Source organism: Novosphingobium percolationis (assembly GCF_020179425.1).
In the GTDB taxonomy this organism is placed as follows: Bacteria; Pseudomonadota; Alphaproteobacteria; order Sphingomonadales; family Sphingomonadaceae; genus Novosphingobium; species Novosphingobium percolationis.
Window position 1 is genome coordinate 180,682 of the sequence record NZ_JAILYM010000006.1, and the last position, 23,530, is coordinate 204,211.

At 67.0% G+C, this 23,530-nt stretch carries 19 protein-coding genes; 10 read left to right on the plus strand and 9 right to left on the minus strand.

Translation table 11 applies throughout. The features are described from left to right. Positions 1-13 precede the first annotated feature (13 nt). The 3 genes from K3A84_RS15870 (at position 14) to K3A84_RS15880 (ending at position 5,233) form a co-directional block, all read left to right on the plus strand. Entirely contained in the window at positions 14-1,417 is a 1,404-nt protein-coding gene (locus K3A84_RS15870; protein ID WP_225010454.1) for an aldehyde dehydrogenase family protein, read from the plus strand. Continuing rightward, the gene (locus K3A84_RS15875; RefSeq protein WP_225010332.1) at positions 1,414-3,051 is read left to right on the plus strand and encodes an AMP-binding protein; all 1,638 of its coding nucleotides are present in this window, start codon (positions 1,414-1,416) and stop codon (positions 3,049-3,051) included. Before K3A84_RS15870 ends, K3A84_RS15875 begins: the two co-directional genes overlap by 4 nt. Before the next feature lie 382 nt (positions 3,052-3,433). Beyond that, positions 3,434-5,233 (plus strand): substrate-binding domain-containing protein, encoded by a 1,800-nt coding sequence (locus K3A84_RS15880; RefSeq protein WP_404823173.1) that lies wholly within the window; start codon positions 3,434-3,436, stop codon positions 5,231-5,233. A 59-nt stretch (positions 5,234-5,292) separates the two neighbouring features. Here the strand turns inward: K3A84_RS15880 and mprF are convergent, their stop codons facing one another. Genes mprF through K3A84_RS15895 form a run of 3 tightly spaced genes read right to left on the minus strand, consistent with a single transcriptional unit; the run spans position 5,293 to position 8,997 of the window. Continuing rightward, entirely contained in the window at positions 5,293-7,881 is a 2,589-nt protein-coding gene (gene mprF / locus K3A84_RS15885) for a bifunctional lysylphosphatidylglycerol flippase/synthetase MprF (RefSeq protein WP_225010334.1), read from the minus strand. Then, positions 7,878-8,300 (minus strand): DUF2147 domain-containing protein, encoded by a 423-nt coding sequence (locus K3A84_RS15890; RefSeq protein ID WP_225010335.1) that lies wholly within the window; start codon positions 8,298-8,300, stop codon positions 7,878-7,880. The genes mprF and K3A84_RS15890 overlap by 4 nt, the downstream gene beginning before the upstream one ends. A 10-nt stretch (positions 8,301-8,310) precedes the next feature. Next, a complete protein-coding gene (locus tag K3A84_RS15895; protein ID WP_225010336.1) occupies positions 8,311-8,997 on the minus strand; it encodes a virulence factor in 687 nt (228 codons plus the stop codon). Positions 8,998-9,291: 294 nt separating this feature from the next. Between K3A84_RS15895 and K3A84_RS15900 the strand changes: the two genes are divergently transcribed. From K3A84_RS15900 to K3A84_RS15915, 4 genes are all read left to right on the plus strand, one after another. Next, the gene (locus K3A84_RS15900) at positions 9,292-10,491 is read left to right on the plus strand and encodes an acyl-CoA dehydrogenase family protein (protein WP_225010337.1); all 1,200 of its coding nucleotides are present in this window, start codon (positions 9,292-9,294) and stop codon (positions 10,489-10,491) included. 37 nt (positions 10,492-10,528) lie between these two features. Next, on the plus strand, positions 10,529-11,659 hold the full coding sequence (locus tag K3A84_RS15905; protein ID WP_225010338.1) for an acyl-CoA dehydrogenase family protein: 1,131 nt from the start codon (positions 10,529-10,531) through the stop codon (positions 11,657-11,659). Positions 11,660-11,751: 92 nt separating this feature from the next. Beyond that, positions 11,752-13,662, plus strand: a complete 1,911-nt coding sequence (locus tag K3A84_RS15910) for an alkyl/aryl-sulfatase (protein ID WP_225010339.1) — start codon at positions 11,752-11,754, stop codon at positions 13,660-13,662. Positions 13,663-13,673: 11 nt separating this feature from the next. After that, entirely contained in the window at positions 13,674-14,927 is a 1,254-nt protein-coding gene (locus K3A84_RS15915) for an acetyl-CoA C-acetyltransferase (RefSeq protein ID WP_225010340.1), read from the plus strand. Here K3A84_RS15915 and K3A84_RS15920 read toward each other — a convergent pair. The 3 genes from K3A84_RS15920 to folE are packed head-to-tail and all read right to left on the minus strand — an operon-like array spanning position 14,924 to position 17,000. Next, positions 14,924-15,361 (minus strand): DUF3429 domain-containing protein, encoded by a 438-nt coding sequence (locus K3A84_RS15920; RefSeq protein ID WP_225010341.1) that lies wholly within the window; start codon positions 15,359-15,361, stop codon positions 14,924-14,926. The genes K3A84_RS15915 and K3A84_RS15920 overlap by 4 nt on opposite strands. Beyond that, a complete protein-coding gene (locus tag K3A84_RS15925; RefSeq protein ID WP_263626348.1) occupies positions 15,358-16,329 on the minus strand; it encodes an NAD(P)/FAD-dependent oxidoreductase in 972 nt (323 codons plus the stop codon). Before K3A84_RS15925 ends, K3A84_RS15920 begins: the two co-directional genes overlap by 4 nt. Positions 16,330-16,355: 26 nt before the next feature. Beyond that, complete coding sequence (gene folE, locus K3A84_RS15930; protein ID WP_404823174.1) at positions 16,356-17,000, minus strand: GTP cyclohydrolase I FolE; 645 nt, start codon at positions 16,998-17,000, stop codon at positions 16,356-16,358. 140 nt (positions 17,001-17,140) lie between these two features. On the opposite strand from folE, the gene K3A84_RS15935 reads away from it, so the two are divergent. Both K3A84_RS15935 and K3A84_RS15940 read left to right on the plus strand, forming a co-directional pair. Further along, positions 17,141-17,725: a PAS domain-containing protein gene (locus tag K3A84_RS15935; protein ID WP_225010343.1), complete on the plus strand. Its 585-nt coding sequence runs from the start codon at positions 17,141-17,143 to the stop codon at positions 17,723-17,725. A gap of 75 nt (positions 17,726-17,800) precedes the next feature. Next, positions 17,801-18,067 (plus strand): hypothetical protein, encoded by a 267-nt coding sequence (locus K3A84_RS15940; RefSeq protein WP_225010344.1) that lies wholly within the window; start codon positions 17,801-17,803, stop codon positions 18,065-18,067. A gap of 3 nt (positions 18,068-18,070) precedes the next feature. On the opposite strand, the gene K3A84_RS15945 is transcribed toward K3A84_RS15940, so the two are convergent. Further along, positions 18,071-19,930, minus strand: a complete 1,860-nt coding sequence (locus tag K3A84_RS15945) for an AMP-binding protein (protein WP_225010345.1) — start codon at positions 19,928-19,930, stop codon at positions 18,071-18,073. A 150-nt stretch (positions 19,931-20,080) separates the two neighbouring features. Here K3A84_RS15945 and K3A84_RS15950 point away from each other — a divergent pair, with 150 nt between their 5' ends. After that, the gene (locus tag K3A84_RS15950; RefSeq protein ID WP_225010346.1) at positions 20,081-20,824 is read left to right on the plus strand and encodes an enoyl-CoA hydratase/isomerase family protein; all 744 of its coding nucleotides are present in this window, start codon (positions 20,081-20,083) and stop codon (positions 20,822-20,824) included. A gap of 21 nt (positions 20,825-20,845) precedes the next feature. Here K3A84_RS15950 and K3A84_RS15955 read toward each other — a convergent pair whose 3' ends face one another. Both K3A84_RS15955 and K3A84_RS15960 read right to left on the minus strand, forming a co-directional pair. Beyond that, complete coding sequence (locus K3A84_RS15955) at positions 20,846-22,360, minus strand: DHA2 family efflux MFS transporter permease subunit (RefSeq protein ID WP_225010347.1); 1,515 nt, start codon at positions 22,358-22,360, stop codon at positions 20,846-20,848. Then, positions 22,360-23,529: an HlyD family secretion protein gene (locus tag K3A84_RS15960; protein WP_225010348.1), complete on the minus strand. Its 1,170-nt coding sequence runs from the start codon at positions 23,527-23,529 to the stop codon at positions 22,360-22,362. The genes K3A84_RS15955 and K3A84_RS15960 overlap by 1 nt, the downstream gene beginning before the upstream one ends. Between the last annotated feature and the right edge of the window lies 1 nt (position 23,530).

Consider the following 23,530-nt stretch of genomic DNA (forward strand, 5'->3'; position numbering starts at 1 on the left):
CCGGGAGAGCATGATGGCTGACTACAAGCTGCTGATCGGCGGAACGCTCGTCGATGGCGATTCCACGATGGACGTGATCAACCCCGCGACGGGCGAGGCGTTCGCCAGTGTCGCGCGCGCTTCGGCCGCGCAGGCGGAAGCAGCGATCGCCGCCGCCAAGGCCGCACAGCCCCAGTGGGAGCGCGTTCCCTATCCCGAGCGGCAGGCGAAGCTCGTCGAACTCGCCGACGCGATCGTTGCGCGCAAGGACGACTTCGCGCGCCTGATCACGCAGGAACAGGGCAAGCCGCTGCCCGAAGCCTATGGCGAAGTCGCGTGGGCCGAAGGGTTCCTGCGCCATTACGCCACGCTGGAACTGCCCGACCGGATCATCCAGGACGACGCGAGCGGTTATATCGCGGTGAAGCACCGTCCGCTGGGCGTGGTCGTGGGCATCATCGCGTGGAATTTCCCGCTGCTGGTCGCGCTGTGGAAGATCGGCCCGGCGACGCTTGCGGGCAATGCCATCGTGTTGAAGCCCGCGCCGACGACGCCCGCCACCGCGCTGCTGCTGGGCGAGATCTGTGCGCAGGTATTCCCGGCAGGTGTCGTGAACGTGATCGCCGACGCCAACGATCTCGGCCCGCTGCTGACCGCGCATCCCGATGTCGCCAAGGTCGGCTTCACCGGCTCGACCGCCACCGGCAAGCGTATCGCCGCGAGTGGCGCGGATAGCCTCAAGCGCGTGACGCTGGAACTGGGCGGCAACGATCCGGCCATCGTGCTCGATGACGTGGACGTGCGCGAAACCGCGCAGGCGATCTTCGGAAATGCCTTCCTCAACAACGGGCAGGTCTGCCTCGCGATCAAGCGCGCCTATATCCACGCCGACATCTACGATGCCATGGCGACAGAGCTGGCGCGGCTGGCGCAGGCGGCCATCGTCGGCGACGGGCTGGAGCAGGGCACGCAAATCGGCCCGATCCAGAACGCGATGCAGTTCGAAAAGGTGAAGGGCTTCCTTGAAGATGCCGCACGCGATGGCACGATCATCGCAGGTGGCAAGGCGATGGAGCGTGCCGGCTACTTCATCGCGCCCACCATCGTGCGCGACGTGACCGACGGCCACCGCATCGTCGATGAAGAACAGTTCGGCCCGATCCTGCCGCTGGTGCAGTTCGACGACGTCGAAGACGTGATCGCCCGCGCCAACGCCAGCGACTACGGCCTCGGCGGTTCGGTGTGGTCGAAGGACGTGGAGCGCGCCGCCGACATCGCCAGCCGCATCGAAAGCGGGCAGGTCTGGGTCAACCAGCACATCGCCATCGGCCCGCACATCCCGATGGCAGGCTTCAAGCAATCAGGCCTCGGCGTCGAACAGGCCGAAGAAGGCCTTGCCGAATATACCCAGATGCAAGTGGTGAACATCAAGCGATGACCCTGACGCTGTCCCATGCGCAGGGGGCGACCGGCGTCCCCCTGCTGAACAAGACCATCGGCCAGGCGCTGCGCGATGCGGCAGACGCGTGGGGCGATGAACTGGCGCTCGTATCGCGCCATCAGGGTGTGCGATGGACTTGGGCGCAACTGGACGCCGAAGTCGATCGCGTCGCCTCTGGCCTGCTCGCGCTGGGGGTGGGCAAGGGCGACCGCGTGGGCATCTGGGCGCCCAACTGCGCCGAATGGGCGGTGATCCAGTTTGCCAGTGCGCGGGTCGGTGCGATCCTCGTCACCATCAACCCGGCCTATCGCACCAGCGAGGTCGAATATGCGCTGAACAAGGTCGGGTGCAGCCTGCTCGTCACCGCCGCGCGCTTCAAGACCAGCGATTACATCGCCATGCTGCGCGAGATCGGCCGCGAGCGCCTGCCAACCTTGCGCAGCATTGTGGCGCTCGGCGACGAACCGCACGCGGGCCTGCTGCGCTGGGACGACTTGCGTGCGGAACCCGATGCGGCGGCGCTGGCGGCGGCGGAGGCGGCGCTGTCGCCAGACGATGCGATCAACATCCAGTTCACCAGCGGCACCACCGGCTTTCCCAAGGGGGCCACACTCACCCACCGCAACATCCTCAACAACGGCTACTTCACCGGGCGCACGATCAGGCTCACAAGTGCCGACCGCATCTGCATCCCGGTGCCGCTGTACCATTGCTTCGGCATGGTGCTGGGCAACCTCGCGGCGCTGACCAGCGGTGCGGCGATGGTCTACCCGGGCGAGGCCTATGACCCGGTGCTGGCGCTGGAAGCCGTGCAGGCCGAAGGCTGCACCGCGCTCTACGGCGTGCCGACGATGTTCATCACCATTCTCGCCCGGCCCGATCTCGATGACTATGACGTTTCGACGTTGCGCACCGGGATCATGGCCGGTTCGCCGTGCCCCACCGCCACGATGCGGCAGGTGATGGATCGGCTCAACATGCGCGAAGTCACCATCGGCTACGGCATGACCGAGACCAGTCCGCTCACCACCCAGACCGCCACCGACGACCCGCTGGAGGAACGCGTGGCCACCGTCGGGCGCGTCCATCCCCATGCGGAGGCGAGGATCGTCGGGCTCGACGGAGAGACGCTGCCCATTGGCCAACAGGGCGAATACTGCTCGCGCGGCTACGCCGTTATGCATGGCTACTGGGACGATCCTGCAAAAACCGCCGAGGCGATCGACGCCGAAGGCTGGATGCATTCGGGCGACCTCGCGACGATGGACGAGAAGGGCTATGTCCGCATCACAGGCCGCATCAAGGACATGGTGATCCGCGGAGGAGAGAACATCTACCCGCGCGAGATCGAGGAATTCCTGCTCACCCACCCGCACATACAGGACGCGCAAGTGTTCGGCGTGACCGACGAGAAGTTCGGTGAGGAGCTGTGCGCCTGGATCATCGCGCGCGCGGGCACGGCGCTCAGTGTCGAGGACGTACTAGCCCACTGCCGCGGCCGCATCGCGCACTACAAGGTGCCGCGCCACGTCCGCATCGTCGATGCCTTCATCATGACCGTGACCGGCAAGGCGCAGAAGTTCGAGATGCGCAAGGCGATGGAGGCGGAGCTACGCGTCGTGGCGGAGTGAAGTCCTAACCGAAGTTCAGGCCGAAATGGACGTTTCGGCATGGTTTCGCCAACATGACGAAAGGCACTGTTATAAATACTTAATTCCCCGTTTCGCGAGGAAGCGAACGCAATAGCTGTCACATTCTACACAATGGGATCCAAACTGTCACGAAGCACCCATAGCCCACGAGAAGGAGATGAATCGGGCCGGTTTCAACTCCAGGGGGCAACCTGACACCATGGAAATGGCCTGATTCATCCTGGGGGGATCAAGCTGCTTTTTCAAGGAGTGTCCCATGAACTTTCGTAAGCATCATTTCCTCGCCGCCACGGCCATGTTCGGCGGCTTTGCCGGGCAGGCACAGGCCCAGGTGACTTATCCTGCCGCCGAACTTCACGCCATGGGCGCTTCCTCGATCGCCGTCATCCTGCCGCGCGAGCTGAACTGCGTCGGCCCCGATGGCGTCACCAACAAGGTCGGCAAGAACGACGGCACCACCACCACCGTCACCGAAGGCGCCTACACCGGCACCGACGCGCCGTTCGACTGCGCGACGCGGTCGATCCAGAAGAACATCGGCGGGCTTTATGTCTCGACAGGGTCGGGCGCAGGCAAGAACGCCTGGCGCAACATCAACGCTTCGGCGTTCTTCACCGGCCAGCCCGGCGCGATCTTCCCCTCGGCCTTCGGCACGACCTGGTCCAACCCGCATTTCGTGATGTCGGATTCGCCGATTTCGGCATCGGACCTGACGACCTACAATGGCAATGCCGCCACGAAGAAGGCGGGCGCGGCGATCCAGATCCCGCTCTACGTGCTGCCCGTGGCGATTGCCTACAACCCGGTCTACGGTCGCCTCGTCGCGGAAAAGAAGAACCTCGTCTTCAACGTCGCCAATCCGATCAGCAGCCGTGGTGTGAAGTCGGGCGGCCTGCGCTTGTCCAAGCGGGTCTACTGCTCGATCTTCAACGGCTACATCACCAACTGGAACGACGCGCGCATCCAGGCGCTCAACACCAAGGTGGTCAACAGCAAGACCACCGCCGTATCGCTGATGGACACCGACGACAACGCCGCGCGCTGGAAGGTCGATGGCGTGCCGATCCGCCTCGTCGGGCGCCTCGACAAGTCGGGCACCACTGACATCTTCACGCGCCACCTGTCGGCTGCCTGCAACGGTGGCATCATGGGCACTGGCAACGCCAACAAGTACCTCAGCGCGTCCGAAGCGCTGCCCTACAGCACCGCCTCGAACATCGACCTGACCTCGTTCCGCGCGGATTCGCCCTACAAGCCCAGCGGCACGGGCTTTGCTGGCACGGCGGACCTGATCAGCGGCGCGGTCTTCACCGGCACCGTCGTCGATAGCAGCAAGGGCGCTGAAACGGTCGGCAAGTTCCTCCTCGCCGACGGCTCGGGCAAGGTTGCCGCCGCGATCAACTTCGCGCCGGACAAGGCATCGGTCAGCGACGAGAACGTGCTGCTGAACGGCAAGATTGGTTACATCGGCGCCGATTTCGTGGCCCCGGCCGCCGGGCAGAAGCTGCACGCCGCCGCGCTGGAGGAAGGCCTGTCGAACGCCACGGCCAAGCCGGTATTCCGCATGCCTACCGCCACCACCGCCACCGCGGCTTTCGGGACCAAGATCGTCCCGCCCGAATCCGACGCCAGCGGCCGTTACGTGAAGGGCGGGCAGTTCAGCCGCTCGAACCCGCTCGATTGGTACGAAGCGCTCTATTCGGGCGATTCTACGCTGGCGAACCCGGCGGTCGGCTATCCGATCACCGGCACGACGCAGTTCGTCAGCGGCACCTGCTTTGCCAGCCCGGCCACGCGCAATGCGCTGGCGGCGTTCCTGAACGCTTCGCTGGGCTGGGTGCGCGCCGATGGCGATGGCAATGCGGTGTCGGCCAACATGTTCACTGGCACGACCACCGCCGCGCTGGGGCTCAAGGCACAGATGGGCCTTGCCCCGCTGCCGCTGTCCTGGCGCGTGGCCATCCGCGAGACCTTCCTGCGCCGCTCGACGCAGAAGTCGGCGGACGGTTCGGCGCTCTCCTCGCGCAAGTTGTGGATCCAGAACGGCCTGCCCACCACGGCGGCCGCGCTGCCGACCAGCGCCACGACCAGCGTGAACGGCAAGACGGTCTATCTCGAAGCCGGTCCCAACCCTGCCTGCACCGCAGGCTCGGGCCTCTGATCCGGTTGATCGATTGCGCAACGGCGGCCCCGGAGCGATCCGGGGCCGTATTTGCACCATCAGCGTGCACCGCCCGAAACCAGTGCGATCACCGCGCCCACGGCGAAGAATCCCGCCGGGCCTTGCGGGCAGGCAAGGTAGCGGCTTTCCCAATGTGGCGCATACTTCTGCTTGTAGAAGCGCAGCCCCGCGAAGTTGTACATCGCACCGCCGATGTCGTGCGCGACGCGCGCCAGCCGCGCCCAGAACGGCGCGAGCCGCCCGCCGGGCAGGCCCGATAGTGGCGCCAGCCCCAGATTGAAGCGCGCAAAGCCACGCGTGCGCGCGTGTTCGATCAGCCCGGTCAGCAGGAAGTCCATCGTTCCGGGCGGTGCATCGCCCGCTTGGCGCATCAGGTCGACCGACATTTCGGCACCGTCGCCCGACTGCCACAGGTTGGCAAAGGCGACGGGCTCGCCGCCGCGCAGCACCACCGCCATGTCGAAGCGGGTCAGGTATGCTGCATCGAACCGGCCGAGGCTGAAGCCCTTTTCCGGTGCACCTTGCGCCGCCAACCAGGCATCGGATATGGGCTGGAGGCGCGGCAGCCAGCGTAGCACGTCGCGCGCGGGCACGATCTTCAGCGTCAGCCCGTCGCGTTCTGCGCGCGCCCGGCTGTTGCGCAGGCTTTTCATCTTCGGGCCTTGCAGGGTGAACGCACCGGGCGTCACGATCGCCTCTTCGCCGTACTTCATCACCGAAAGTCCCAGCTCGACCAGTACCGGCAACAGCGCCTCGCTAGCCTGATAGAAGCACAGCAGCGCGTTGCTCAGGTCTGCCAGGCGACGCAAGTCCCAGACCAGTTCGCTCCAGCGCGCGCGCGGCCCGACGGGATCGCCCATCACGACCCAGGTGCGCCCGCGCGGCCGGAACATGACGAAACAATCGCCTTCGCGCCCAATCAGGAAGCGCTTGTCGCCGGTGAAGGCCAGCGCGGCGTCGCTGCGCGCCGAAACCGCTAGCGCGCGCGTGGCGATTTGCGGCGACAGCTCGGCGATCCCGCCGGTCGCACGTGGGCGCGTCATCCATTCGCGCAAGGTGAAGGCGCCCACCAGCACGCTTGCGCCGAAGCTGGCGCGCAGCGCGCGGGGGCCATCGCCGTAGAGCGCGAAATGCCACCACAGGTCCGACCGGAAATGGTCGGCATCATGGAACATCGCCCCGATCGCGGTCGCCGCGGCCACCGCGAGGCAGGCTGCGACCAGCCAGGGCAGGTTGTGCGTCGAAAACGCGCCGGTTCGCCCGCGATAGAAGGCGGGCGAGGCGAGGTGGAGCAGCGCCGCCATGGCCAGCATCACCATCGCCTCTTCGAAGTCGAGCCCCTTGGCGAGCGAGAACATGGCGCCCAGCACGAACAGCACGCGTCCTGCGCGAAACCCGCTGGCGAGGCGCTGGCCCAGTGCGGGGGCCACCAGCAGCAGTCCGGTGCCGACAAGGCTGGCGGCAAGGTGCGACGTTTCGATGAACGGAAGCGGCAACAGGTGGATCAGGTCGTGCAGCCGGTCGTGCTCGGCCGGCAGCGCGCCCGACAGCAGCAGCACGCTGCCGCCCGCAAAGCTCATCCCCGCGAAGAACGCCGGGCTCAGCGCAAGGGCCACGCGGCGCGCGGGTGCCGTGATCCGCATCAGCACGCGCGATGCGGGCGCGATCGCGGGACCGCCCTCGATCGCGGCATTGAGCGCCAGCGCCAGTCCCAGCGGCAGCAGGTAGTAGATCGCGCGGTAGGCCAGCAGCGCGGCCAGCACCGCGCCATCGCCATCGCCCGCGTGCGCGCCGCACGCAGCCAGTATCACCGCCTCGAACACGCCCAGCCCGCCGGGGACGTGCAGCACTAGTCCCAGCGCGATCCCGAACGTATAGGCCACCATGAACCCCGCGAAGGGCACACTTGCGTGGGGCAGCAGCAGGTGCAGCGCGAGGCTGGCGCAAGCCAGATCCGCCGTGGAGACGACTGCGAGCAGCACGAGGCTGGAAAACGCAGGCGCCGCGCCCGCCGGAAGCCGCTGCGCCAGCCAGCGCGGCCGGCGCAGCCGGGCGGCAAGGCCCAGCGCGGCAAGCACCACCAGCAGCGCTCCGCCGGCCAGATGCGCCCAGCGCGGCACTATCGTCAGGTCTGCTACGATCATCGGGTGGCGCATCGCCAGCATCGCCACCGCGCTGGCGATGGCCACGCCGATCCAGAACGCGGTTCCGGCAATCGCGACGATCGCCGCTACCGCGCGGGAGGAAAGGCCCGCCTTGCCGTAGATGCGCCAGCGCGCCGACCCGCCGGTGATCGCGCCGAACCCCAGCGTGTGGGACAGGGCATAGCTGGTGAACGACGCGCGCATCGTCACTCCCAGCGGTGCATGGACGCCAATCATGCGCTGCGCGAGCCGGTCGTAGAAGGTCAGCAGCAGATAGCTCGCCGTCGTCAGCATCACCGCTTCCGCAAGCCGTTCGGGGCGGATACCGCGCAGAGCCACCACGACCGCCATGGGACGCAGCCCGTCGAGCAGGTGGCCAACCAGCGTCAGCACCAGCAGCACCAGCGCGCAGGCTGCGGCGATGACGGCGGCGCGACGCCATTCGAACGGCGCGCGCGTGGGTAGCGTGGCAATGTGGTTCACTGGCGCTGCCATACTTCCGACTGGCACACGAAACGGCCCAGCAGGCAGCCCGCGATGCGCGCATGATCGCGGTCGATCAGCGTGATGTGCGAGGAAAAGCGATGGCCGAGGTCGGGCACGAACACCGTTCCGCTCCAGTGGTTCGGCCCATCGCGGCGATAATCTTCAAGCAGCGGCGTGCCGATCAGCCGGTCGGTGCCGCCGCCGCGCGCATCGGCGATGGCGGTGGCATTGGCGGCAGTGACCGTGCCGCAGAGCTTCCCGCCGCAGGCGTCGATGCGCACCGCGACCGAATTGTCGTCGTTGCGCCACGCGCCGCATAACGGATCGCCGGCGCCCCCGGCGAAGCGGGCGTGGGCGAGAGCGGGTGTGGCGAAGATCGTCAGCAGGGTCAGCAGCAACTTGCGCAACCGGGGCATGGTATCGGACTCAGTCTGATGGGGGGGAAGCCATTGGGGGCGGCGGAGATAGCGCGGCGTCGATCACGCAGCGGGCGAGCAGCGCATGTTTGCGCAGCATCAGGTGGCCGTCGTCGATGGCCACGCGCCGCGCACCGCGCAATTCGGGCGCGCGGCACAACGTGTCGTCTTCGCGCAGGCCATAGATGCAGGTGACGGGCAGCCCGGTGAGCAGGCGCACCGTGCGGTGCGGATCGCTGTCGGGCGTGCCGGTGTAGAACAGCCCGCTGGGGTTGGCGTGAAAGTAGACCTCGGTGCCCGGCACGACCAGCACCACCGACGCGATCCGCGCGCGCAACTCGGGCGGCAGGCTGCCCACGCCGGTGGCCAGAATGTCCGCGCCGAACGAGTTTCCGACCAGCGCCACCTTGCGCACGCCCGGTCGCGCCAGCGCCTCGCGCATGGCTTGCGCCAGCAGCGTATCGACATAGGCGCGATCGCGCGCGCGGACGAACAGCGCGGAGGAATTGAGTGTCAGCACCGGCAGTCCGCTGGCGCGAAGGCGCTCGACAGCGCCTTCGCCGGCGCCAAGACGCAACCCCATGTCGCCGGACAGGAACACGGCGGCCTCGTCCCTGCGTGCCGGGGCCGTCGGCTCCAGATAGTGGATCGCCTGCCCGTCGAAGTACCCGCCGACGGCCATCGTGGCGAGCGCCATCGCGGGAAGCGCTGCTATGCCGGCAAAGATCCTGCGCCGCGATGGCGTTGCAAAAACCATCGTTTGCCAATGCGCCGATTCGCCTCTCCGCGCGGTGGGAGGCGGATTAACTCGCCGTCATGAAAAAAGTCGCGCACGGGTGACGTTAGGGAATGCTCGCGCGGCGCGGAAATCCGCGCCTGCCCTTGCGTTCAGTGGCATCTCTCCACCTTTCCAGCCCCGATTTTCGTGATATTCAAGCGGACGATTAAACAACGCCGACCGGCAAGGGTCGGCCCGATCAGGAGAGCTGCCGTGGACCTGGAATTCAGCCCCGAGGAGATCGCCTTCCGCGACGAAGTCCGCGCCTTCATCGCGGAAAGCTACCCGCAGGAACTGCGCGGCAAGCAGGACGAAGGCGACGATCTGACCAAGGAGGATTTCCTCTCCTGGCACCGCGTGCTGGCCAAGAAGGGCTGGATCGCGCCGGCATGGCCCGTCGAATATGGCGGCCCCGGCTGGACCGCCACGCAGCGCTACATCTGGTCGGAAGAGACCGCGCGCGCCGACTGCATCCGCATCATGCCCTTCGGCATCACCATGGTCGGCCCGGTGATCTACACCTTCGGCACCGCCGAACAGAAGGCCCGCTTCCTGCCCCGCATCCTGTCGGGCGAGGACTGGTGGTGCCAGGGCTATTCGGAACCGGGCGCCGGGTCCGACCTTGCCAGCCTGCGCACCCGCGCGGTCCTCACCGATGATGGCCAGCACTACATCGTCAACGGCCAGAAGACCTGGACGACGATGGCGCAGCACGCCGACTGGGGATTCTTCCTCGTCCGCACCAACCCGGATGCCAAGCAGCAGGAAGGCATCAGCTTCCTGCTGATCGACATGAAGACGCCCGGCATCACCGTGCGCCCGATCATCACGCTGGGCGGCGAACACGAAGTCAACGAAGTGTTCCTCGAAGACGTCAAGGTGCCCGTCGGCAACCGCATCCATGAAGAGAACAAGGGCTGGACCTGCGCCAAGTTCCTGCTTGCGCACGAACGCGCCGGGATCGCGGGCGTCGCCGCCTCGAAGCGCGGGATCGAGAAGATCCGCGACATCGCCATGACCGAGATGGACGGCGACAAGCCGCTGCTCGCCGATCCGTTTTACCGCCGCAAGGTGGCAGAGCTGGAAATGGACCTGACCGCGCTCGAATTCACCGAGCTGCGCACGCTGGCCAATGAAGCGGCGGGCAAGGATGCGGGCGCTGCGGCCAACGTGCTCAAGATCAAGGGTTCGGAAATCCAGCAGCGCATCACCGAACTGGTGCTGGAAGCGGCGGGCCACTACGGCGCGCCCTATTTCCGGGGCTTCGGCGAAGGCGACAACGAACACCCGATCGGCCCCGAATGGGCCAACCGCGCCGCGCCCAGCTACTACAACATGCGCAAGACCACGATCTATGGCGGGTCGAACGAAGTGCAGCGCAACATCATCGCGAAAATGGTCCTCGGCCTCTGAGCTGAAGCAGACGAGACCGGACGAGAGGATAGATACAATGGACCTGAGCTTTACCGAAACGCAGGACATGCTGCGCGACACGCTGGCGCGCTTCCTGGCCGACACCTACGACTTCGAAACCCGCAAGAAGATGCTGACCCGCCCCGAAGGCCGCGACCCCGGCATCTGGAAGGCGCTGGCGACCGACCTCGGCATCCTGTCCGCGCCCTTTGCCGAGGAACACGGCGGCATGGGCGGCGGCGCGATCGAGAACATGATCGTGATGGAAGAACTGGGCAAGGTCATCGCGATCGAGCCGTACCTCCAGACTGCGGTGATCGGCGGCAATGCGCTCAAGTATGCCGGTGGCGCGCACGCTGAAGCGCTGATCCCGCAGATCATCGGCGGCGATGCGATCTTCGCCTTCGCCTATGCCGAGCCCAAGGGCCGCTACGACCTCGCGCGGATCGAGACGACCGCGAGGAAGGACGGCGCGGGCTACGTGCTCAATGGCCACAAGGCGGTGGTCTATGCCGCACCGTGGGCCACGCACCTGCTCGTCACCGCGCGCACCGGCGGTTCGGGCGCGGACCGTGATGGCGTGGAACTGTTCCTCGTGGACGCGAAGGCTGCGGGCGTGACCCGCCGCGATTACCCGACGGTCGACGGCTTCATGGCCAGCGAAGTCTACTTCGAAAACGTCGCCGTCGGCGGTGACGCGCTGCTGCCCGGCGGGCTCGACCTGATCGAACGGCTGGTCGATGATGCCACGATGGCGGTCTGCGCCGAAGGGCTGGGCGCCGGTCGCCGCCATCACGAACTGACGCTCGCCTATACCAAGGAGCGCAAGCAGTTCGGCCAGCCGATCGGCAAGTTCCAGGCGCTGCAGTTCCGCCTTGCCGACATGATGGTTGAAGTCGAACAGATCGAATCCATGGTCCTCATGGGCACGCTCAAGCTGGATCTGCCTGCGGCCGAGCGCAAGGCGGCGGTCAGCCTCGCCAAGGCCAAGGTTGCCCGCTCGCTGCGCTTCATCGGCCAGAACGCGACGCAGACCCACGGCGGCATCGGCATCACCATGGAACTGGCCGCGGCGCACTACTTCAAGCGCACCACCATGATCGAAGGCCAGTTCGGCAGCGCGGATCATCACCTCGGACGTTACGAGGCGCTGACCCTTCCTGCCTGATGCGGTACGTGAACGGCGGGCAGCGAGGACCAACCTCTCGCCCGCCATTTTCGGGAGGGGACCAGCAGATGTATTCATCGCGTATTGCAGCCTTGGCAGCACTGCTTCTTGGCACAACAGCCCATGCCGCGCCCGATCCCGACACTCCCACACCCACCACGCTGGCCGCCAACGCCGCCGCGCTCGCCGCTGCGCCGATGGCGGACAAGCGCGATGAGGACTTCGCGAGCAGAGGCTTCGTCGCCACGCGCACCGATCCGCTGATCAAGGACGCCGATGGCCGCGTCGTGTGGAACCTTGACGCGTGGAAATTCGCCAGCGGCAAGGCACCCGATACCGTAAACCCCAGCCTGTGGCGGCACACGGGTTTGCTTGCCAAGAGCGGCCTGTTCAAGGTCACCGACCGCATCTGGCAGGTGCGCGGCTTCGATATATCGAACCTCACGTTCGTGCGCGGCGACAAGGGCTGGATCGTCATAGACACCGGCACCACCACCGAAACGGCGCGTGCCGCGTGGGATCTGGTGGCCGAAAAGCTGGGCAAGGCGCCGATCACCGCCGTGATCTACACGCACAGCCACGCCGATCACTTTGGCGGCACCGGCGCGTTTCTGGCCGATCTTGCACCCGGCGCACCGATCGTCGCGCCCAAGGGCTTCCGCGAAGCGGCGGTTTCCGAAAACGTCATCGCCGGTCCCGCCATGGCTCGCCGCGCCGCCTACCAGTTCGGCGTGCCGCTCGATCCCGGCCCGACCGGCACCGTCAATTCGGGTATCGGCCTTGCCGTCCCCGTCGGCACGCAGACCCTTGTTCCTCCGACGCAGGAGATCGAGACCACCGGCACCGAACTCGTGCTCGATGGCGTGAAGGTGCGCTTCCAGGTCACGCCATCCACCGAAGCGCCTGCCGAAATGAACCTCGGCTTCCCCGACTGGAAGGTTGCCGACCTTGCCGAGAATGCCAACGTCACCCAGCACAACATCCTGACCCCGCGCGGCGCGCAGATCCGCAACGCGCGCGGCTGGGCGCAAGGGCTGACCGAGGCGATGGACTTCTTCGCCGGGGCGCAGGTGATGATCACCAGCCATGGCTGGCCCCGCTTCGGCGGGGGCGAGATCACCGACTACCTCGGCAAGCATCGCGACGCCTATGCCTTCCTCCACGACCAGACGGTGCGCTGGATGAACAAGGGCCTGACCGGACCGGAAATCGCCGCCCGGCTCAAGCTGCCTGCCGCCTTGCAGAAGGAATGGTACGACCGCCCGTATTACGGCTCGTTCGCCTTCAACGCCCGCGCCGTCTACCAGTATTACCTCGGCTGGTACGATGCGAACCCCGTCCATCTGGTCCCGCTGCCGCCGGAAGAAGGTGGGAAGCGTTACGTAGAGGCGATGGGCGGCGCGACCCGCGTGCGCGAACTGGCGCAGGCCGCATTCGACAAGGGCGACTACCCCTGGGCCGCCGAACTGCTGGACAAGGCCGTGTTCGCCGACCCCGCCGATCAGGCCGCGCGCGCCTTGCTCGCGCGCTGCTATCGCCAGATGGCGTGGGCCAGCGAGAACGCGCTTTGGCGCAATATGTACCTCACCGGCGCGCAGGAACTGACTATCGGGATCAAGCCGATCGAGGCGGTGGGCCGCTCGACCATCGCCGCCTCGCTGCCGCCCGGCGACTTGTTCGACGTGCTCGCCACCCGCATCGATCCCGACAAGGTGGGCGATGCCGCGCTGCGCCTCGCGTTCACCTTCCCGGATCGCAACGCCTCGTTCACGCTGGTCGTCGCCAACGGCGTGCTCACCCATCGCCCCGGCGTGGTCGGCACGCCGGACGCCACGCTGACCGTCAAGTATCCCGATCTCGTCGCGGCGCTGCTCGCTGGCAAGCCGCTCGGTCCCAAGGTCGCGGCGGGCGAAGCGACCGTGGCAGGCGATCCGCTCGCCCTCCAGAAGCTTGTCGGCTGGCTCGACCGGCCCGAAGCGTTGTTCCCGATCGTCACGCCCTGAAGGACGCCCGCATGACTGCAGCCTATATCGTCGATGCCGTCCGCACCCCGCGCGGGATCGGCAAGGTCGGGAAGGGCGCGCTGGCGCACCTGCACCCGCAGGACATTGGCGCCTCGGTACTGCGCGCGATCCGCGACCGCAATGCGCTCGATACGGCGCGCGTCGACGACATCATCTGGTCGTGTAGCCAGCAGCGCGGCAAGCAGGGCGGCGATCTTGGCCGCCTCTCGGCGCTGTGGGCGGGTTATGACATCAAGGCCAGCGGCATGACGCTCGACCGCTTCTGCGGCGGCGGCATCACCTCGGTCGGCCTCGCCGCAGGCCAGATCATGGCCGGGTTCGAGGACGTGGTGATCGCAGGCGGCACCGAGATGATGAGCCATCACCAGGAAGCCGACGGCTGGGACCAGGGCACCCCTTACGCCACGCTGGGCCGCGCGCGCGGCAACTATGCGCTTTACGAGGAGCATCCGATTTCCGCCGTGGGCGTCGCCGCCGATGCCATCGCCGCGATGGACGGCATCGCCCGCGCCGATCTCGAAGCGCTTGGGCTGGAAAGCCAGCGCCGCGCCAAGGCCGCCATCGACGATAACCGCTTCGCCCGCAGCCTCGTGCCCGTCTACAACCGCGACGGCACCCTCGCGCTCGACCACGATGAGTATCCGCGCCCCGAAACCACCGCCGAAACGCTCGCCGCGCTCAAGCCTGCCTTCGTCGCGATGGAACAGGTCGCCGCCGCGCCCGATGGCACGACCATGCGCCAGATGATCGAGCGCAAGTATCCCGACCTGAAATGGCAGCCGGTCCACCACGTCGGCACCAGCTCGGGCGTGGTCGATGGCTCCGCCGCGCTGCTGCTGGCGTCCGAGGCGGGCTTGAAGGAGCACGGCTGGAAGCCCCGCGCGCGCATCGTCACGGCGGTGAACCAGGGCGATTGCCCCACCCTGATCCTCAACGCCCCCGTCCCCGCTGCGCGCAAGGCCCTGGCGCGGGCAGGGCTCACCGTTGCGGACATCGACCTGTGGGAAATCAACGAGGCGTTCGCGGTCGTCACCGAAAAGGCGATCCGCGACCTTGGGCTGGACCGGGCGAAGGTCAACGTAAACGGTGGCTCGATCGCATTGGGCCACCCCATCGGCGCCACGGGCTCGATCCTGATCGGCACGGCGCTCGATGAACTGGAGCGCCGCGGTGGTCGCTACGCGCTCATCACCATGTGTGCCTTTGGCGGCATGGCACCCGCCATCATCATCGAGCGGATCTAGATCACGGCAAGGACCAGCGTGAACAGGCCCAGCCCGGTCGACAAGGTCATGCGCAGTCGCAGCCAGCCGCCGGGCAGGGAATGCGCGCTGCGAAGGTACAGGTCGACCAGCGGACTCGTCAGCAGGCACAGTCCGAGTACGACCAGCGACGGACCCGGCCAGCGCCAGCCGACACACCACGGCAGCACGGCTGCGAAGGCAATCAGGCTGGGGGCAACGGCCAGCAGGTGATCGCGCCATCGCGGTGCGCCGCGCAACATGGCCTGCGCCCACCAGATCCCGCCGAGGAACGAGAAGATCAGTGCGGCATAGAGACATCCGGCGGCGACTGCCGCCCAGTGCCACCGGGCATCGAACGCTGCCAGCACCGCTGCCGCCTGCGGGGCAACGCCCAGCAGTCCGAGCCAGCGGGCTGGGCTGGGCAGGGAATTCATTGGGCCGCCACGCCGACAAGCGCCGGGCCGAGGGAGTCGGCCATCGTCTCGCCCAGCCGGTGGCCGGAAAGCCATGCGCTCTCGATGCGGGGCCCAGCCAGCCAGTCGCCGCAGGCGCCAAGGCCCAGTTGCGCGTTCCACAGGAACCCATGCCCGGCGTTGCCCGAGCGTGCATAGCGCCAACGGTGCGCAACGGAGGAAAGGACAGGCGGCAGAGCCTCGCCCGCGGCTGTCTCCAACTCGCGCAGGAGCAGGTCCGCCACGGTGGCCGCATCGTGTTCCAGCCGTGCCCGCGTCCAGTCCTCGTCGGCCTGCACGATCCATGCCTCGGGCCCGCTGCGCCCCGGCTTGGCGTTGTTGCGTGCGGCCCATGCAATAGGGCCCTGGCGGCGCAGCAGCGGCGGCAGGCCTACCCTTGCAGCAAACACGAACATGCCGATCCAGCACGGCGCGGAGGGGCAAGCCACCGCCTCGCGCCCGAAGGAAAGGTCGCACATGCCAAGCAGTGCTGCCGCCTGTTCGGCAGGCAGCGCCACGACAACGCGATCGAACCCGCCTTGCGAGCCCTGCTCGAAGCCCAGGTGCCAGCCATCGCTCTTGCGCGCCATTGCCCGCACGAGCGCGCCCTGATGAACATCGTGGGCCATGGCCAGATGGCGGGGCAGGGCGTTCATGCCCGGGGTCGCGACCCAGGCGTCCTCGCCCGCCTCGGGCCAGCGCGCGACGATGCCCGCCTGCGCCCAATCCTCCATGCGCGCGGCGAAGGCCGGTGCGCGCGCGGTGAAGTACTGCGCGCCGTGGTCGAAGGTCGCCTGTCCGGCGGGCGTATCCACCCGCCGCGTGGACATGCGGCCACCCGGCCCGCGGCCTTTGTCGAACAGGGTGACCTGCGCGCCAGCGGCGGCCAGCACGTCGGCGCAGGCGAGGCCGGCAATACCGGCCCCGATGATGGCGATACGGATCTGCAAGGGTTCTGTCCGGTTCGTGCCGCGCTTCAGGGCCTGCCCATCAGGCTCAGCACTTCGCGGCGGCTGCGCGGATCGTCGAGGAACACGCCCAGCATCCGGCTGGTGACCATCGTCACGCCATGCGTGCGCACGCCGCGCCCGGTCATGCAGCCATGCTGTGCTTCGATCACCACTGCCACGCCGCGCGGCTGGAGGTGGTCCTGGATGCACTGCGCCACTTCGGCGGTCAGGCGTTCCTGCACTTGCAGGCGCTGCGCAAAGCCGTGCAGCACGCGCGCCAGCTTCGATATGCCGACCACGCGGTCGCGCGGGAGGTAGGCGATCGACGCGGTGCCCGTGATCGGCGCCATGTGGTGTTCGCAGTGCGACTGGAACGGGATATCCTTCAGCAGAACGACCTCGTCATAGCCGCCCACTTCCTCGAACGTGCGCGACAGGTGCAAGCCCGGATCGGCGGCATAGCCGCTACAATATTCCTTCCAAGCCCGCGCCACCCGCTTGGGCGTGTCGAGCAGGCCCTCGCGCGTCACATCATCGCCGGACCACGCAATCAACGTGCGGATCGCGTCCAGCACGTTGTCGGGTACGGGCAGCTTGCCGGTTTCGAGAACATCGCCGTCGTGCCCGTGATCGTCGTGGTCATCTCCGACCGGGCAAAGGTTGCGCACCATAACGTTCATGATATCGGGCTTTCGCTGAAGAGGCTGACGAGATGACAGCGCGGGTGTGCACCCGATACCTGCACAAAGGGGAAGAGGCGGCAGGGGGAAGACATTGGACATGGCCGCACGACTTGGTAAGTGAGTGCGATATGCCCATAGCAGACATGATCGAAGCAGGCTCCGTGGCCGCCGTCATCAGCAACCCCCGGTTGCCTGACAATCCCATTGTCGCGTGCAATGAAGCGTTCTGTCGGCTCACCGGCTACTCGCGTGAGGAAATCCTCGGCCGCAACTGCCGCTTCCTGCGCGGCGCGGGGACCGAACCGGAACTGGCGCAGCAATTGCGCGACAGCATCCACGCTCATCAACCCGTGATGGTTGAAATCCTGAACTACAAGAAGGACGGCACCCCGTTCCGCAATGCGGTGATGGTCGCGCCGATCTTCGATGCCGCAGGCGAGGTGGAATACTACCTCGGTTCGCAGGTCGAAGTGGTTGAGGACAATGCCCCGCCGGTGCGTCGCCAGGCGGCGCTCGACAAGATCGCAGGCCTTACCAGCCGCCAGCGCGAAATCCTGCTGATGATGGCCGGGGGCAAGCTCAACAAGCAGATCGCGTGGGAACTCGGCCTTAGCGAACGCACCATCAAGATGCACCGTGCCGCGATGTTCAAGGCGCTGGGCGTGCGCACCAGCGCAGATGCCATTCGCGTGGCGGTCGAAGCGGGCCTCTGAACGCGTCAGCCATCATCTGCGACCATTCCTGACGTGACGTGCGGCCATGACGGTTCCGAAAGGAATCGCCAAGTCATGGTGTTCATTGCCATTCTTGCCGTCGGCTGGGTTCTCGCCACGGCAGCCGTTTATTGCCTGCTGGTGCGGCGGCGCTGGCCGACGAAGCTCCTCATGCTCGGCGCAAGTGCCGTTGCGGGCGTGGTCGCCGCTATGGCGGCCGCGCACGCTCTGGGACCGATCGGCTGGCCCGGGCTCCCCTTCGCAGCCGGTGCGGTCGTCTTCACGATCACCGCCGAAGCGCTGCTCCTCGTCTGGGGTGTGCAGCGCTTCGGCAGGCCATGACTGTCAGAGGTCGAGCACGCCCTCGGGCACCGGCTCGGCATAGAGCCGGGCCACGTCGTCGGCCCGGCGCGTCAGGGTGGCGCGCTGGTTGACATAGCCCTTGTCGGTGATCTCGCCGCCATCGATCGAGGGCGGCTCGCGCAGCACGATCGCGCGCTTGACCCGGCGGGAGGAACCACCGGCAGTGGCATTGAACGCGCGCAACTGCGCGGCCACCCGCTCGCCCAGAATGGCCAAGGCATCGCCGTCCGGCGCTTCCTTCGCAATGTCGGCCAGCGCCGCCGCCGAAGGCCATGCCAGGATGCCGATATGCGGCTTGTCCTGCCCAGCGACGACGATGTCCTGCACATATGGCGCGCAAGCTGCGATCAGGTCGGGCCGCAACGTCCCCACCGAAACCCAGGTCCCGCTGTCGAGCTTGAAATCCTCGGTGATGCGCCCGTCGAACACCAGACCCTGTGCAGGATCGGCATCGTCGATGAACCGCGCGGCATCGCCAAGCTTGTAGAAGCCCTCTTCATCAAACGCTTCGGCCGTGCGCACCGGATCGTTGTGATAGCCGCTGGTCACGGTCGGGCCTTTCACGCGCACTTCCAGCTTGTCGCCGCTCGGCACCAGCTTCAGCGTCGTTCCGGGCAGCGGCAACCCGATCAGCCCGACGCGCTCGGTCGCCCAGTGGACCACGGTGATCCCCTGCGTCTCGGTCGCGCCGTACATCGTCGTCATCGGGATGCGGTGGCCGGTCTCGGCAATCGCCAGCGCCTGCATCCTCTCGTTGACGTCGCTCGACAGCGTCGCGCCGCCATAGCCCATGTAGACCAGGTTCCTGAAGAACGAGGCACGCAGCTTCTCGTCCTTTTCCATTGCCTCGGCCAGCATGGCGAACGCGATCGGCGCGGAGCCGAACACCAGCGGCGAGACTTCGTAGAGGTTCAGAATCGTCGTCTCGAACATTCCCGGAATCGGCTTGCCTTCATCGAGGAAGAGCGTGCCACCCGCATGGAGGTTGCCATTGAAGGCGATGTTGCCCGCTGAAATGTGGCTCCACGGCATCCATTCCAGCGACTGCGGCGGATCGCGCTCGATCCCGTCATCAACGCGCAGCCCTTCTGAGGCGGCGACGACGTGGACCATCATCCCGTGGCTCTGCGGCACGCACTTGGGCATTCCGGTAGAGCCGGAGGTGAACAGGTATTTGCCCACGCTCGCATGGCCCACCTTGTCGAGCGCCGCCGCCACGGCTTCGGTCGGCTGCGTCCCGGCCAGATCGGCGAAGGGCAGGGTGCCGTTGCCGCCGTCCACGGTCACGAACGTCACGTCCGGGTCGATCGCCCGCAGCGTGTCGAACGCGCGCGCGAACTGCTCGGAGTTCTGCGCGAACACCACCTTGGGGCGCAGTGTCTCGAAGGCGTGCTTCAACTTGGCATGGTCGCTCGACAGCAGGCTGTGCGCCGGGCTGATCGGCGCGACCGGCACGCCTGCAGTATAGCCACCCAGCATCAGCAGTCCATGCTCGACCGAGTTGGACGACAGGATCAGCACGCAATCGCCCGCGCCCATGCCGCGATCAAGCAGGCTCTGCGCGATGCCGTCAGCAATGCGCTTGGCCTCCCCATAGGTCACGCCGCGCCATGGCCCGTGGCCCGGCTCACGCTGCATCAGCAGCCCGCGCTCGGGATGCTCTGCCGCGTGTTGCGCGAACAGGTGCCCGATCGAACGCGCGGGTTCTGCCAGTGCGTGGTTCGAGCGCACCAGGATGGTGCCGTCCTCGCGCCGTTCGACATGCACGTCGGGGCCCTTCTGCGGCAGCGGTTTGAACGGAACGCTCGTGATGTCGCGCGGCGCTTCCAGCGTGGTGGTCACGGATCTCTCCTCGATTTCTTGGCTTGTGGGCCGGTGCGCCTTGTCTTGGCGCAGTTGCGCACCTTGGTCGTTTATCGACTGATAAAAGTCAATTGATTGATCGGTTGATTAAAGTGCGGCAAAGCTCTCGCATACAATGGGAGACACGCGATGAACGACCTGGTGCTGCGGCAGGACAACGATGGCTGGACGGTGTTGACGATCAACCGCCCCGACAAGCTCAATGCGCTGACGGTCGAAGTCTTCCGCGCCCTGCGCACCCATGTCGAGGCGCTGCGCGACGACGAGAGCGTGCGCTGCGTCGTGCTGCGCGGGGCGGGCAAGTGCTTTTCCGCCGGGCACGATCTGGGCGACATCGCCACCGGAGAGGCGGTGCCCTCGCGCGGGTGGCACTCCGAAACGCTGCGGATGCTGGAACGCCTGCCTCAGCCGGTGATCGCCGCCGTCCACGGCCATTGCTACACCGGCGCGCTCGAAGTGGCGCTCGCCTGTGATTTCATCCTCGCGGCCGATAGCGCGCGCTTTGGCGATACCCACGCCAAGTGGGCGCTCACGCCGATCTGGGGCATGAGCCAGCGTCTGCCGCGCCGCGTCGGCGTCGCCACTGCCAAGCGGCTGATGTTCACCGCCGACATGATCGACGCCGCCGAAGCGGTGCGCATCGGCCTGGCCGAATATGCCGTGCCGCTGGCCGATTTCGAGGCCGAGATCGCCGCGCTTGCCAGCCGCATCGTCGCGCAGTCGCCGTTCTCGCACCGCGCCAACAAGCGCCTGCTCAACGCCACCGACGGTTCACCGCTCGATGCCGGGCTGCAATGGGAAGTGCTCGAAAACGAAGGCCACGGCCCGGACTTTGCCGAGCGCGTCGGCGCGTTCACCAGCAAGAAGAACTGAACGGCAGGCCTCCGCCGCGCATCAATGCGCGGCGGAAAGGTCCACCGGCCCCTTGGGCGCGGGCGCCAGCCAGATGATCGCGGCGGCCACGCCGAACACCATTGTGCTGCCCAGGAAGATCGTGTTGGTGGCGATGGTCATGGCTTCGGTGTCCACCAGCCGCTCCAGCGCCATGCGCGCCTGCGCCACGGGCAGCCCGCTCGTCATGACCTTTTCGGGATTCAAGACTCCCACCAGTTCGGCGCGCGTCAGCTTGGTCTCGTGCTCCCACATCGTGGTGGCGACCGAGGTGGCGATGGCGCCCGCCAGCGTGCGCATGAAGTTCTGGATGCCCGCCGCCGAAGCGGTCTGTTCGGGCCGCACCGCGCCCAGTGCCAGCGTCGTCGTGCCGATGAAGAAGAACGGCATCCCGAAGCCCTGCAGGAACTGCGGCAAGGAGATGGTGAAGAAGTCCATCTGCGTCGCCCACCCCGTGCGTAGCAGCGAGACCATGCCCAGCCAGGTCACGCCCGCGGTGATCAGCAGGCGCGTGTCCACCTTGCCGATCAGCATCCCCGCGATCGGCGACATGATCACCGCCATGATCCCGATGAACGCTGTGGCATAGCCCGACCAGGTGGCGGTATAGCCAAGGTTGGTCTGCAGGAAGAGCGGGATCAGCACCACCGAGGAGAAGAACGCGGCATAGGTCGCGCTCTGCGACAGCACACCGATGGTGAAGCCCCGGTTGCGGAACACCGACAGGTCGATGATCGGGTTCTTCTCGGTCAGTTCCCAGATCAGGAAGGCGATCAGTCCCAGCACCATGATGATGGCCAGCGCCACGATGAACGGGCTGGCGAACCAGTCCTCCTCGCGCCCCTTGTCGAGCATCACCTGCAGCGCGCCGACCCACACCACCAGCAGGCCCAGCCCAACGTAGTCGATGGGGTTCCTGACCATCGGCGTTTCATAGCGTCGCAGCAGGCGCCAGCCGAGCGTGGTGCAGATCGCCACCACCGGCATGTTGATGAAGAAGATCCAGTTCCACGACCAGGTATCGGAAATCGTGCCCCCAAAGATCGGGCCGGCGATGGGCGCCACAACCGTGGTCATGCTCCACAGGCCCAACGCCATCGGGGCTTTCTCGGGCGGGAAGATGCGCAGCATCAGCGTCTGCGACATCGGCATGATCGGCGCGCCGGCCAGGCCCTGGAACACGCGGAACACGATCAGCATGCCCAGGCTCTGCGACAGGCCGCACAGCAGCGAGAACAACCCGAAGCCCAGCACCGACATCAGGAACACGCGCACCGCGCCGAACCGCGCGGCGAGCCAGCCGGACAGCGGCACGCAGATCGCCTCGGCCACAGCATAGGACGTGATCACCCACGTCCCCTGCGAAGGCGCGGCGGCAAGGCTGCCCGAGATATGCGGCACGGAAACGTTGGCGATGGTGATGTCGAGCACCACCATGAAGTTGGCGAAGGCCAGCGCAAAGCCGCCCAGCGCCAGCTTCGCGCCTTTCAGCGGCTGCGCGCCCGCGGCCATCTGCATCACTGTGCCCCGGTGTCGGTTTTCGTGTCGATCGTCGCAGTCATCGACAGGCCGATGCGCAAGGGGTGCGCCTTCAGTTCGGCCGGATCGAGCGCGATGCGCACCGGCAGGCGCTGCACCACCTTGATCCAGTTGCCTGTCGCGTTCTGCGCCGGGATCACCGCCAGCGCCGATCCCGTCCCGCCGGAAAAGCCCACGACGCGGCCCTTGAAGGTCACGTCTTCGCCATAGAGGTCCGAGGTCAGCTCCACCGGCTGGCCGGGCTTGACCGTGCGCAGTTGGCCTTCCTTGAAGTTGGCGTCGACATAGGCCTGCCCCACCGGCACGATCGTCATCAGCGTGGCGCCCGCGGCCACGCGCTGGCCCACCTGCACGGCGCGTTGCGTTACCACGCCATCGACGGGCGCACGTACCACGGTGCGCGACAGGTCTAGCCGCGCCTTGTCCAGCCGGGCCTTCGCTGCCAGCACCTCGGGATTGGTTTCGGCGTTGGTGCCCGTCACCAGCGCGGCGTTCGCGCCCTGCTGCCCTTGCGCCGATCCGCGCGCTGCCTTGGCCTGCGCCACGCCTGCCTGCGCCGCTGCCAGCGCGCCGCGCGCCGAAGCGAAGGCGTTGCGCGCCGTGCTCAGTTCCTCGCCCGATACCGCGCCGTCGCTCGCCAGAGCCTCGCGCCGGGTCAGGTCGATCCGCGCACGTTCGAGGTCGGCGCTCGCCATGGCAACTTGCGCCTCCATGCGGCGGATGTCGGCTTCGCGCTCACCCACCTGCGCGCCCAGCGCGTCCCCGGTGGCGAACGTCTGGCGCACCTTGCGCTGCGCCTGGGCATAATCGGCTTCGGCTTGCGCCAGCGCGATCCGGGCATCGCTCGCGTCGATCACCACCAGCACGTCGCCCTTGCGCACAACTTGCGTGTCGCTCACCGCCACGGCTTCCACCGTGCCGCCGGTCTGCGGCGTCACTTGCGCCACGTCGGCGGCGACATAGGCGTTGTCGGTCTCGATGTAGCGCCCGCCGGTCGCCCAGCGATAGCCCAGCGTGACCACCGCGATCGCAGCGACCGCGCCGCCAAAGATCAGGAACGCGCGCTTGCGGCTGGTCTTGCGTACGGCGTCGCCCGCGTCCTCGTCGAACCGCGCGGCGTTGAGAGTGGGGGAATCGATGTCGGCCATG

Bases quoted from the DNA above. Each gene is read 5' to 3' on its own strand.
- K3A84_RS15915 (WP_225010340.1), top strand. From the start codon at position 13,674: ATGACTGCAGCCTATATCGTCGATGCCGTCCGCACCCCGCGCGGGATC.
- K3A84_RS15905 (WP_225010338.1), top strand. From the start codon at position 10,529: ATGGACCTGAGCTTTACCGAAACGCAGGACATGCTGCGCGACACGCTG.
- folE (WP_404823174.1), bottom strand. From the start codon at position 17,000: ATGGTGCGCAACCTTTGCCCGGTCGGAGATGACCACGACGATCACGGG.
- K3A84_RS15920 (WP_225010341.1), bottom strand. From the start codon at position 15,361: ATGAATTCCCTGCCCAGCCCAGCCCGCTGGCTCGGACTGCTGGGCGTT.
- K3A84_RS15880 (WP_404823173.1), top strand. From the start codon at position 3,434: ATGGGCGCTTCCTCGATCGCCGTCATCCTGCCGCGCGAGCTGAACTGC.
- K3A84_RS15955 (WP_225010347.1), bottom strand. From the start codon at position 22,360: ATGCAGATGGCCGCGGGCGCGCAGCCGCTGAAAGGCGCGAAGCTGGCG.
- K3A84_RS15960 (WP_225010348.1), bottom strand. From the start codon at position 23,529: ATGGCCGACATCGATTCCCCCACTCTCAACGCCGCGCGGTTCGACGAG.
- K3A84_RS15875 (WP_225010332.1), top strand. From the start codon at position 1,414: ATGACCCTGACGCTGTCCCATGCGCAGGGGGCGACCGGCGTCCCCCTG.
- K3A84_RS15950 (WP_225010346.1), top strand. From the start codon at position 20,081: ATGAACGACCTGGTGCTGCGGCAGGACAACGATGGCTGGACGGTGTTG.
- K3A84_RS15940 (WP_225010344.1), top strand. From the start codon at position 17,801: ATGGTGTTCATTGCCATTCTTGCCGTCGGCTGGGTTCTCGCCACGGCA.
- K3A84_RS15895 (WP_225010336.1), bottom strand. From the start codon at position 8,997: ATGGCGCTCGCCACGATGGCCGTCGGCGGGTACTTCGACGGGCAGGCG.
- K3A84_RS15870 (WP_225010454.1), top strand. From the start codon at position 14: ATGGCTGACTACAAGCTGCTGATCGGCGGAACGCTCGTCGATGGCGAT.
- K3A84_RS15935 (WP_225010343.1), top strand. From the start codon at position 17,141: ATGCCCATAGCAGACATGATCGAAGCAGGCTCCGTGGCCGCCGTCATC.
- K3A84_RS15890 (WP_225010335.1), bottom strand. From the start codon at position 8,300: ATGCCCCGGTTGCGCAAGTTGCTGCTGACCCTGCTGACGATCTTCGCC.